Here is a 12,253-nt window from a genome sequence, read left to right as displayed (position 1 = left end):
GAGCGCCTGCGACGGCGTGCGCGAGGCGGTGGTGATCGCGCGCGAAGACGACGGCGGCGACAAGCGCCTGGTCGCCTACGTGGTGGCGGAGCCGGGCGCCGAGATTTCGGCTGCCAATCTGCGCGACGCGCTGGCCCGCGAGCTGGCCGAGTACATGATCCCGAGCGCGTTCGTGAGTCTGGATGCGCTGCCGCTGACCCCGAACGGCAAGCTCGACCGCAAGGCCCTGCCGTCGCCGGACCAGTCGGCGCTCGCCACGCGCGAATACGAAGCGCCCCAAGGTGAGACCGAACAGGCCATCGCCGGGGTCTGGCAGAACCTGCTCGGGATCGAACGGGTCGGCCGCCACGACCATTTCTTCGAGCTGGGCGGGCATTCGCTGCTGGTCATCAGCCTGATCGAACGCCTGCGCCAGTGCGGCCTCAACGTCGACGTGCGCACCGTGTTCACCACTCCGGTGCTGAGCGTGCTGGCCGGCAAGATCGCCGGCGAGGCCGAAGCGCCGGCGCCGGAGGTCGCGCCGAACCTGATCGCCGCCGGCACCACCGCGATCACTCCCGAGCTGTTGCCGCTGGTGACGCTGAACCAGGCCGAGATCGACGCCATCGTCGCCACCGTGCCCGGCGGCGCCGGCAACGTCCAGGACATCTACCCGCTGGCGCCGTTGCAGGAAGGCATCCTGTTCCACCACATGCTCGAGAACGACAGCGGCGGCGATACCTACCTGCTGCGCACTGTGCTCGGCTTCGACGGCCGCGAGCGCATGGACGCGTTCCTCGATGCCTTGCAGCAGGTCATCGACCGCCATGACATCCTGCGCAGCGCGGTGATCTGGCAGGGGCTGCCGCAGCCGGTGCAGGTCGTGTACCGGCAGGCGCCCTTGCCCCTGCACGAGGCCGAACTGTCGGCCGATTCGCCGGCCCTACCGCAGCTGCTCGCCCATACCGACCCGCGGCGCATGCGCCTGGACCTGCAGCGCGCCCCGATCCTGGCCGCGTTCCGCGCCCAGGACCCGGACAGCGGCGAATGGCTGCTGGCCTTGTTGCGCCACCACGTCAGCGGCGATCACGTCGCGATGGCGCTGATCCTGTCGGAGATCCTGGCGTTGTTGCAGGGTCGCGGCGACGCGCTGCCGGCGAGCCTGCCGTACCGCAATTTCATCGCCGCCACCCGCGCCGTGCCGGAGGCCGAACACGAGGCCTGGTTCCGCGAGCAGCTCGGCCATGTCGACGAGCCGACCGCGCCGTTCGGCGTGCTCGACGTGCAGAGCAGCGGCGAGCAGGCGCGCGAAGCGCGGATCGTGTTCGACGACGCGCTGGCGCGGCGCATCCGCGAGCTCGCGCGCGAACGCGGGGTGACCCCGGCGGTGTTGTTCCACGTTGCCTGGGCGCAAGTGCTGGCGCGCTGCAGCGGCCGCGACGACGTGGTGTTCGGCACCGTGCTGTCGGGCCGCCTCCAGGGTTCGGAGGGCGCCGACCAGGTGGTCGGCATGTTCCTCAACACCTTGCCGATCCGCATCCCGGTCGGCGGCGAAGCCGTGGCTAAGGCGGTGCGCAACACCCACCGCCGGCTCAGCGAGTTGCTGGCGCACGAACAGGCCTCGCTGGCCCTGGCCCAGCGTTGCAGCGCGATCGCACCGCCGCTGCCGCTGTTTACCGCCTTGCTCAACTATCGCCACAGCCACGAACCCGGCAACGCCGCCGAAGAGCAGGCCGTGGCCGAGGCCTGGGACGGCGTGTACGTGCTCAAGGACGATACCCGCAACAACTACCCGCTGACCATGTCGGTCGAGGACCTCGGCCAGGGCTTCGGCCTGACCGCGCTGTCGGTGCCCGGCATCGACGGCCCGCGCGTGGTCCGCTACATGCAGACCGCGATGGAGTCCCTGGTCGGCGCGCTCGAAAGCGGCGGCGAGATGCCGCTGCAGGCGCTGCCGATCCTGCCGCTGTCGGAGCGCGAGCAGGTGCTGCGCGAGTTCAATGATCTGCGCGCGGATGCGGTGAACGACCGCACGATTCACTCGTTGTTCGAGGCGCAAGCGGCTTCCAAGCCGGACGCCGAAGCGCTGTTAGTCGAAGACGAGGTGCTGAGCTACGCCGAACTCAACCGCCGCGCCAACCGGGTCGCGCATCGCTTGATCGCGCTCGGCGTGAAACCCGACGACCGGGTGGCGATCTGCACCGAGCGCAGCGTGGCGATGGTCGTCGGCCTGCTGGGCGTGCTCAAGGCCGGGGCGGCCTACGTGCCGCTGGACCCGAGCTACCCGATCGAGCGCCTGGCCTACATGCTCGAAGACAGCCGGCCGATCGCCTTGCTGACCCAGTCGGCCTTGCGCGCGGCGATGCCGATGCTGGAAGCCTCACCGCTGCCGCTGGTGGTGCTGGACGACGAGTCGTTGGCGGATCAGAGCGAAAGCGATCCGAGCGTCGAAGGGCTGACGCCGCGCAACCTGGCCTACGTCATCTACACCTCCGGTTCGACCGGCCAGCCCAAGGGGGTGATGGTCGAACACCGCTCGGCGGTGAACTTCTGGCGGGCGATGGGCGAGACCACCCATCGCGAGCTAGGCCCCGGTTCGCGCGTGGCGCTCAATGCCGCATTCTCGTTCGACATGTCCCTGAAGGGCATCCTGCAGCTGCTGTCCGGGCATGCGCTGGTGCTGATCCCGCAGGCGATCCGCGCCAACGGCCCGGCGATGCTGGACTTCATCGACCGCTACCGCATCGACGCTTTCGACAGCACCCCGTCGCAGCTGGAGGTGTTGTTGGCCGCAGGCCTGATCGGCAAGCCGGGGTATCAGCCGACCAGCGTGCTGCTCGGCGGCGAGCCGATCGGCCAGGCGATGTGGGACAAGCTCAAGGCTTCGACCAGCATCCATTTCCACAATATGTACGGCCCGACCGAATGCACGGTCGACGCCACCATCGGCAGCATCCGCGATGCGGTCGGCGGGCCGACTATCGGCCGTCCGATCGCCAACACCCCGGTGTATCTGCTCGACAGCCGCGGCGAGCCGGTGCCGGTTGGCGTGCCGGGCGAGCTGTTCCTCGGCGGCGTGCAGGTCGCGCGCGGTTACCTGGATCGCCCGGAGCTGACCGCTGAGCGTTTCCTGCGCGACCCGTTCGCACAGGAAGCCGATGCGCGCATGTACAAGACCGGCGACCTCGGCCGCTGGCGCGCCGACGGTACGATCGAGTACCTGGGCCGCAACGATTTCCAGGTCAAGATCCGCGGTTTCCGCATCGAGCTCGGCGAAATCGAAGCGCGCCTGAGCGCCTGCGACGGCGTGCGCGAGGCGGTGGTGATCGCGCGCGAAGACGACGGCGGCGACAAGCGCCTGGTCGCCTACGTGGTGGCGGAGCCGGGCGCCGAGATTTCGGCCGCCAATCTGCGCGACGCGCTGGCCCGCGAGCTGGCCGAGTACATGATCCCGAGCGCGTTCGTGAGTCTGGATGCGCTGCCGCTGACCCCGAACGGCAAGCTCGACCGCAAGGCCCTGCCGTCGCCGGACCAGTCGGCCTTGGCCAGCCGCGAGTACGAAGCGCCGCTCGGCGAGGTCGAGCAGACCCTGGCGACGATCTGGCAGGACCTGCTGGGCATCGAGCGGGTCGGCCGCCACGACCATTTCTTCGAACTCGGCGGCCATTCGCTGCTGATCATGCAGTTGGCGATCCGGGTGCGCGAGCGCTTCGAGGTCGAGATTCCGCTGCGCACCCTGTTCGAGCAGCCGACCCTGTCCTTCCTCGCCGGACTGGTGGTGTCGGCGCAGATCGAATCCTTCGCGCAGAGCGATGTCGCCGATATCGAGCAGTCGCTCGGCGAACTGAGCGAAAGCGAGTTGTTGGCCCTGTTGTCTGAGGATGCCGTCGATGAACGATGATCAAAGCCGCAAGCTGGAGCAGCTGCGCCGTGCGGTGGCCCTGCAGCAGTTGCGCAAGCGCGAAGGCGCGCGCCGCGAGACCGTGGCGACGCCGCCGATGCAACGCGCCGACCGCGCTGCGATCCTGCCGTTGTCGTGGGCGCAGCAGCGCATGTGGTTCCTCGATCGCCTCGACCACGCCGCCAGCGCCGCCTATCACATGCCGGTGGCGCTGCGCCTGCGCGGACGCCTCGACCGCGAGGCGCTCAAGGCCACCCTCGACCGCCTGGTGGCGCGCCACGAAAACCTGCGCACCCGGTTCGTCGCCGTCGACGGCACCCCGGCGCAGGTCATCGACCCGGCCGAGCGAGGCTTCGACCTGATCGAGGAAGACCTGAGCGCCTTGCCGGCCGACGCGCGCGAAGCGGCGGTGGCCGAGCGCGGCCTGGCCGAGGCGCATGCCCTGTTCGATCTCGCCACCGGCCCGCTGGTACGCGGCCGCCTGTTGCGCCTGGCCGACGACGAGCACGTGCTGCTGGTCACCCAGCACCACATCGTTTCCGACGGTTGGTCGCTCGGCGTGCTGGTCAAGGAAGTGACCGCGCTGTACACCGCCTTCAGCCAGGGCCAGGACGACCCGCTGCCGCCGCTGGCGATCCAGTACGCCGACTACGCCGCCTGGCAGCGGCAATGGCTGCAGGGCGAAACCCTGCAGCAGGAGATCGAGTTCTGGCGCGAGCGCCTGAGCGGCGCGCCGGCCTTGCTGGAACTGCCGAGCGACCGGCCGCGGCCGGCGGCGCAGAGCTATGCCGGCGACCGTTTCGACCTGCAGTTCCCGCCGGCCCTGACCGCGGGGCTGCGGGCGCTGTCGCAGCGCCACGGCACCACCTTGTTCATGACCCTGCTGGCCGCCTGGGTCGCGCTGTTGTCGCGCCTGAGCGGCCAGGACGAAGTCGTCGTCGGCACCTCGGTCGCCAACCGCCGCCGCAGCGAGCTCGAACCGCTGATCGGCCTGTTCCTCAACACCGTGGCGCTGCGCGTCGACCTGCAAGGCGAGCCGAGCACGGCCGAGCTGCTGCGAAGGATCAAGGCGACCACGCTCGACGCCTATGCCCACCAGGACCTGCCGTTCGAGCAGGTGGTCGAGGCGCTGCAGCCGCAGCGCTCGCTCAGCCACAGCCCGATCTTCCAGACCATGCTGGCGTTCAACAACACCGCCGGCAGCGGCGTGCTGCGCCTGCCCGGGCTGGAGCTGTCGGCGATCGACACGCCGCGCCAGACCGCGCATTTCGACCTGGAGCTGGCGGTCAACGACACCGGCGAAGCGCTCGAAGCCAGCTTCGCCTACGCCACCGACCTGTTCGACCGCGCCACCATGCAGCGCTACGCCGGGCATCTGTTGAGCCTGCTCGAAGCGATGACCGCCGACGACGGCGCCGCGGTCGCGCGCCTGCCCCTGCTCGACGCGGCCGAGCGCCAGCGCCTGTTGCAGACCTGCAACGACACGGCCACGGCTTATTCGCAGGACCGCTGCGCACACGAATTGTTCGAAGCGCAGGCCGCGCGCACGCCCGAGGCGGTCGCACTGATCTGCGGCGAGGCCCGGCTCAGCTACGCTGAACTCGACCGCCGCGCCAATCGCCTGGCGCATCGTTTGATCGCGCTCGGGGTCAAGCCCGACGACCGCGTCGCGATCTGCAGCGAACGCAGCGCGGCGATGGCGATCGGCCTGCTGGCCACGCTCAAGGCCGGTGCCGGTTATGTGCCGCTGGAACCGGGGTATCCCGACGAACGCCTGGCCTACATGATCGGCGACAGCGCGCCGGTCGCGGTGCTCGCGTCGCCGGCCTTGCGCGGCCGCGTCGAGGCCTTGTCGCCGTCGGCGAGCCTGCTCGTGCTCGACGACAGCCAATGGTCGGACGGCATCGAAGACGCTCCGCAGGTCGCGGCGCTGACCCCCGCGCACCTGGCCTACGTCATCTACACGTCGGGTTCGACCGGGCGCCCCAAGGGCGTGATGGTCCATCACCAGGGTCTGGTGAATTATCTCGAGCATGCGCGGCGCGAATACCTGGGCCAGGCGGTGCAGGGCGCGCTGGTCGCGACGCCGTTCGGCTTCGACGCCACCGTCACCACTTTGCTGACGCCCTGGCTCGCCGGCAAGCCGGTGGTGCTGCTGGCCGAGGAGGCGCAGGTCTGCCTGGGCCAGTTGCTCGACTACGCCGGCCGAGCGCAGCCGTGGCTGTTCAAGCTGACTCCGGCGCATCTGGATGCCTTGTCCAACCTGTCCGCGGCCGCGGTCTCGCAGACCGCGCACGTGCTGGTGGTCGGCGGCGAGCAACTGACCCGCCGCGGCCTGCAGCGCTTCCGCGAGCGCGTGCTGCCGGCGGCGCGGGTCGTCAACGAATACGGCCCGACCGAGACTGTGGTCGGCTGCACCATCTACCTCAGCGACAAGAACGAAGCGCCGTCCAGCGCCGACGCGGTGCCGATCGGCCGGCCCATCGCCAATACCCGCATCTACCTGCTCGACCGCCTCGGCGCGCCGGTGCCGGTCGGCGTCGCCGGCGAAGTGCACATCGGCGGCGTGCAGGTCGCGCGCGGCTACCTCGGCCGCCCCGAGCTGAGCGCCGAGCGTTTCCTCGACGACTCGTTCGCGGGCGTCGCCGGCGCACGCATGTACCGCACCGGCGACCTTGCTCGCTGGTGCCCCGACGGCGAGCTGGAATACCTGGGCCGCAACGATTTCCAGGTCAAGATCCGCGGCTTCCGCATCGAACTCGGCGAGATCGAGACCCGGCTCGCCGCCTGCGCCGGCGTCGCCGAAGCGGTCGTGATCGCGCGCGAGGACAACCCCGGCGATCAACGCCTGGTCGCCTACCTATTGCCGCACGCCGGCGCGACGCTGCAGCCGGGCGAGTTGCGCGAATCGCTCGCGCGCGAGCTGGCCGAGTACATGCTGCCGAGCGCCTTCGTCGTGGTCGAGGCCTGGCCGCTGACCGCGAACGGCAAGCTCGACCGACGCGCGCTGCCGTCGCCGGACGCCTCGGCGCTGGCCGCGCGCGCCTATGAAGCGCCCCAGGGCGAGGCCGAACTCGCCGTCGCCGAAGTCTGGCAGGGCCTGCTCGGGATCGAGCGGGCCGGCCGCCACGACCAGTTCTTCGCCCTGGGCGGCCACTCGCTGCTGGCGATGGTGCTGATCGAGCGCCTGCGCCAGCGCGGCTACCAGGCCGACATCGGCGCAGTGTTCACCGCGCCGAGCCTGAGCGAACTCGCGCAGCGCCTGGTGCCGGTCGCCGGCGCGGCCGCCGATGCCTATCAGGTGCCGGCCAATCTGATCCCCGACGCATTCGCCGCATCCGTTGCCGATGCGGACACCGAGGAATTCCAAGTATGAGTCTCCAGGAACTGCTGGCCCGATTGCGCGAGCTCGATGTCGTCGTGCTGGTCAAGCAAGGCGAGTTGTCGATCCGCGCGCCGCGCGGCGTGATGGACGCGGAGCTGCTGGCGCAGCTGAAGCTGCACAAGCCGGCGTTGCTGGCGATGGCGGCCGAGGACGGCGTCGACCTGGTCGGCGGCGCCCTCGGGCGGGCACCGGCGAAGATCACTCCGCAGATGCTGCCGCTGGTGAGCTTGAGCCAGGAGCAGATCGACGGCATCGTCGACGCCGTGCCCGGCGGCGTGGCCAACATCCAGGACATCTATCCGCTGGCGCCGTTGCAGGAAGGCATCCTGTTCCATCACCTGCTCGAAGGCGAGGACGGCGGCGACACCTATCTGCTGCGTTCGATCGTGGCGTTCGAGGCGCGCGAACGTCTCGATGCCTTCCTCGGCGCACTGCAGGCGGTGATCGACCGCCACGACATCCTGCGCAGCGCGGTGCGTTGGCAGGGCTTGACCCAGCCGGTGCAAGTCGTGCACCGGCGCGCGCCTTTGCCGCTGACCGAGCTGATCCCGGAGGCCGGCGAAACCGCGATGGACTGCCTGATGCGGCGCAGCGACCCGCGCCGTCACCGCATCGACCTGCAACGCGCGCCGAACCTCGCCGCGCAGATCGTGTTCGACGCCGACAGAGGCGAATGGCTGCTGGCCCTGCTCAATCACCACATGGTCTGCGACCACGTGACCATGGAGCTGATCCTCGGCGAGATCCATCTGCTGCTGCAGGGGCAGGGCGCCTCATTACCGGCGCCGTTGCCGTACCGCAACTTCATCGCCCGCACCCGCGCCGTGAGCGAGGCCGAGCACGAGACTTACTTCCGCGCGCAACTAGGCCACATCGACGAGGCCACCGCTCCGTTCGGTGTGCTCGACGTGCAGGGCGACGGCGCCGCCGTCGCCGAGGCGCGGATCGAATTCGACGGTGCGCTGGCCGCGGCGATCCGCGAAGCCGCGCGCAGCCACGGCGTGACCCCGGCGGTGCTGTTCCATGTGGCCTGGGCGCAAGTGCTCGGCCAATGCTGCGGCCGCGACGAAGTCGTGTTCGGCACCGTGTTGTCGGGCCGCCTGCAGGGCGCCGACGTCGCCGAGAACGTGGTCGGCATGTTCATCAACACCTTGCCGATCCGGGTGAGCCTGGCTCAGGTCGAGGTCGCCGAGGCGGTGCGCGAAACTTATCGCGCCCTCGGCGAGCTGCTCGCGCACGAACAGGCGTCACTGGCGCTGGCCCAGCGCTGCAGCGGCGTGCGCGCACCGACGCCGTTGTTCACCACGTTGCTCAACTACCGCCACAGCCACCAGGAAAGCGACGCCGAGTCGGAAGACACGGCGCGGGTCTGGGCCGGCATGCGCCGCATCGGCGGCGACGACCGCACCAACTATCCGCTGACCATGTCGGTCAACGATCGAGGCCAGGGCTTCGGCCTGTCGACCCTGGCGGTGCCGGGCATCGACGGCGCGCGCCTGATGGGCTACCTGGAAACCGCGGTGCGCGCCCTGGTCGATGCGCTCGCGCACCACCCGCAGCGCGCGCTGCGCGGCCTGCCGGTGTTGCCGGCCGCCGAGCGGGCGCAACTGCTCGGCGGCTTCGGCGCCGCGCGCGGCGATTACCGCAGCGAGGACTGCATCCACGGTCTGTTCGAAGCGCAGGCGGTGCGCGACCCGCACGCCATCGCGGTGAGCTTCGACGGCGCCGAACTGAGCTACGGCGAACTCGACCGCCGCGCCAACCGGGTCGCGCACCGCCTGCTCGAACTCGGCGTGCGCGCCGACGACCGCGTCGCGATCTGCATCGGCCGCGGGTTCGAGCTGCTGGTCGGCGTGCTCGGCATCCTCAAGGCCGGCGCCGGCTACGTGCCGCTCGACCCGGTGTATCCGGGCGAGCGCCTGAGCTACATGCTCGCCGACAGCGCACCGGCGGCGGTGCTGACCTCGGCCGCCCTGCGCGAGGAACTGCCCTTGCTCGGCGATATCGGCGCGCCCCTGCTGGTGCTCGACGACGGCTCGCTCGCCGGCCACCCTGGCCACGCCCCGGCGGTCGCGGTGCGCCCCGAGCACCTGGCGTATGTCATCTATACCTCCGGTTCGACCGGCCAGCCCAAGGGCGTGATGGTCGAGCACCGCCACGTGGTGCGCCTGTTCGCGGCGACCCGGCCCTGGTTCGAGTTCGGTCGCGACGACGTCTGGACCCTGTTCCATTCCTTCGCCTTCGACTTCTCGGTCTGGGAAATCTGGGGCGCGCTGTTCCACGGCGGCCGCCTGGTGGTGGTGCCGGAGCTGTGCGCGCGCACGCCGGACGAGTTCTATGCCTTGCTCGCCGGGCAAGGCGTCACCGTGCTCAACCAGACCCCGAGCGCGTTCCGCGCGTTGATCGCGGCGCAGGCCCGCAGCGACCGGGCGCATGCCTTGCGCGCGGTGATCTTCGGCGGCGAAGCGCTGGAGCTGCACACCCTGGCGCCGTGGATCGAGCGCAACGACTGCGAACGCACCCAGCTGATCAACATGTACGGCATCACCGAGATCACCGTGCACGCGAGTTACCGGCGCATCCGCGCCGACGACGTGCGCCAGGCGCGCGGCAGCGTGATCGGCTGCGCGATCCCGGATCTGCAGCTGTACGTGCTCGACGAACGTCTAGAACCGGTGCCGGCCGGCGTGGCCGGGGAACTTTACGTCGGCGGCGACGGCGTCGCCCGCGGCTATCTCAACCGCGCCGAGCTCAGCGCCGAACGCTTCCTGCGCGACCCGTTCTCGGCCTCGCCGCAGGCGCGCCTGTACAAGACCGGCGACCTCGGCCGCTGGCTGCCTGACGGCGATCTGGAATACCTCGGCCGCAACGATTTCCAGGTCAAGATCCGCGGCTTCCGCATCGAACTCGGCGAAATCGAAGCCAAGCTGGCCGCCTGCGCCGGCATCGCCGAGGCGGTGGTGATCGCGCGCGAGGACGTTCCGGGCGACAAGCGCCTGGTCGCCTACTTCATCGCCGCCGACGGTGCCGAGCCGAGTGCGGCGGGGTTGCGCGAAGCGCTGGCGCGCGAGCTGGCCGAATACATGATCCCGAGCGCGTTCGTGCGCCTGCAGGCGCTGCCGCTGACCGCCAACGGCAAGCTCGACCGCAAGGCCTTGCCGGCGCCGGACCAGGCCTCGGTGTCGAGCCGCGGCTTCGATGCGCCGCAGGGCGAAACCGAGCGCGTCATCGCCCAGGTCTGGCAGGAGCTGCTCGGCCTGGAGCGGGTCGGCCGCGACGACCACTTCTTCGAACTCGGCGGCCATTCGCTGCTCTTGATCGGCCTGATCGAGCGCCTGCGCCAGCACGGCCTGTCGGTCGACGTGCGCAGCGTGTTCGCCGCGCCGACCTTGAGCGCGCTGGCCGCGCGCGCCGAACGCGCGAACGGACCCGGCGAGGCCGAGGTGCCGGCGAACCCCATTACGGCCGACACCGTCGCCATCACGCCGGAGCTGTTGCCGCTGGTCGCGCTGGAACAGGCCCAGATCGACGCGATCGTCGCCGCGGTCCCGGGCGGCGTCGGCAACGTCCAGGACATCTACCCGCTGGCGCCGCTGCAGAAGGGCATCCTGTTCCACCACCTGCTCGAGAACCAGAGCCAGGGCGACACGTATCTGTTGCGTTCGGTGGTGGCCTTCGACGGCCGCGAGCGCCTGGACCGTTTCCTCGCCGCCTTGCAGCAGGTGATCGACCGCCACGACATCCTGCGCAGCGCCGTGCACTGGGACGGTCTGCCGCAGCCGGTGCAGGTGGTGCAGCGGCGCGCGCCGCTGCCGGTCGGCGAACTGCAGTTGGTCGCGGGCGAGGCGGCGTTACCGCAGTTGCTGGCCCGCAGCGACCCGAACCGGATCCGCCTCGACCTCAGCCGCGCGCCGGTGATGGCGGCGCAGATCGCTTTCGACGCCGAGTCCGGCGAGTGGCTGCTGGCCCTGCTGACCCACCACATCGTCGAGGACAACTACTCCAAGCAGCTGATGCTCAGGGAAGCCGAGCTGCTGCTGCAGGGGCAGGGCGATGCGCTGCCGGCGCCGATGCCCTACCGCAACTTCATCGCCCGCACCGTGGCCGCCCCGGAACAGCGCCACGAGGCCTGGTTCCGCGAGCGCTTCGGCGACGTCGACGAGCCGACCGCGCCGTTCGGCGTGCTCGACGTGCAGGTCGACGGCGCCCGCGCCAACGAGTCGCGGGTCGAGTTCGCCGATGCCTTCGCCGTGCGCGTGCGCGACACCGCGCGCCGCTGGGGCGTGACTCCGTCGGTGCTGTTCCACCTGGCCTGGGCGCGCGTGCTCGGCCAGTGCAGCGGACGCGACGACGTGGTGTTCGGCACCGTGCTGTCGGGCCGCATGCAAGGTTCGGAAGGCGCCGACCAGGTGGTCGGCATGTTCCTCAACACCTTGCCGGTGCGGGTCCGCCTGGCCGGGCGCGACGCCGGCCAGGCGGTGCGCGAGACCTACGCCTTCCTCGGCGAGTTGCTGGAACGCGAACAGGCCTCGCTGGCGCTGGCCCAGCAATGCAGTGCGATCGCGCCGCCGTTGCCGCTGTTCACCGCCTTGCTCAATTACCGCAACCGGCGCGAACTGCGCCAGGCCGACCGCGGCGATGCCGATGCGGCCTGGGACGGCATGCGACTGATCGGCGGCGACGCCCGCAACAACTACCCGCTGACCCTGTCGGTGGAAGACCGCGGCGAAGGCTTCGGCCTGACCCTGCTGTCGGTAGCCGGCATCGACGGCCCGCGCGTGGTCCGCTACATGCAGACCGCGATGGAGTCCCTGGTCGGCGCGCTCGAAAGCGGCGGCGAGACGCCGCTGCAGGCGCTGCCGATCCTGCCGCTGTCGGAGCGCGAGCAGGTGCTGCGCGAGTTCAACGATTTGCGCGCGGATGCGGTGAACGACCGCACGATTCACGCGCTGTTCGAGGCACAGGTCGCCGCGCAGCCCGATGCCGAC

At 70.4% G+C, this 12,253-nt stretch carries 3 protein-coding genes; all 3 read left to right on the top strand.

The window, feature by feature from the left end; all coding sequences use genetic code 11:
• Positions 1–3,880, top strand: a 3,880-nt coding sequence (locus ACSAMQ_RS17805) for an amino acid adenylation domain-containing protein (RefSeq protein ID WP_435396941.1), incomplete at its 5' end; no start/stop codon positions are given.
• Positions 3,870–7,256, top strand: a complete 3,387-nt coding sequence (locus ACSAMQ_RS17800; protein WP_435396940.1) for an amino acid adenylation domain-containing protein — start codon at positions 3,870–3,872, stop codon at positions 7,254–7,256. The genes ACSAMQ_RS17805 and ACSAMQ_RS17800, both read left to right, overlap by 11 nt.
• Positions 7,253–12,253, top strand: a 5,001-nt coding sequence (locus ACSAMQ_RS17795; protein ID WP_435396939.1) for an amino acid adenylation domain-containing protein, incomplete at its 3' end; no start/stop codon positions are given. The genes ACSAMQ_RS17800 and ACSAMQ_RS17795, both read left to right, overlap by 4 nt.

The organism is Lysobacter sp. 1R34A, assembly GCF_051217035.1.
Lineage (GTDB): Bacteria > Pseudomonadota > Gammaproteobacteria > Xanthomonadales > Xanthomonadaceae > Lysobacter.
This window is presented reverse-complemented; position numbering and strand designations above follow the sequence as displayed.

Excerpts from the sequence above, each read along its gene's own strand:
- ACSAMQ_RS17800 (WP_435396940.1), top strand. The coding sequence starts at position 3,870 with ATGAACGATGATCAAAGCCGCAAGCTGGAGCAGCTGCGCCGTGCGGTG.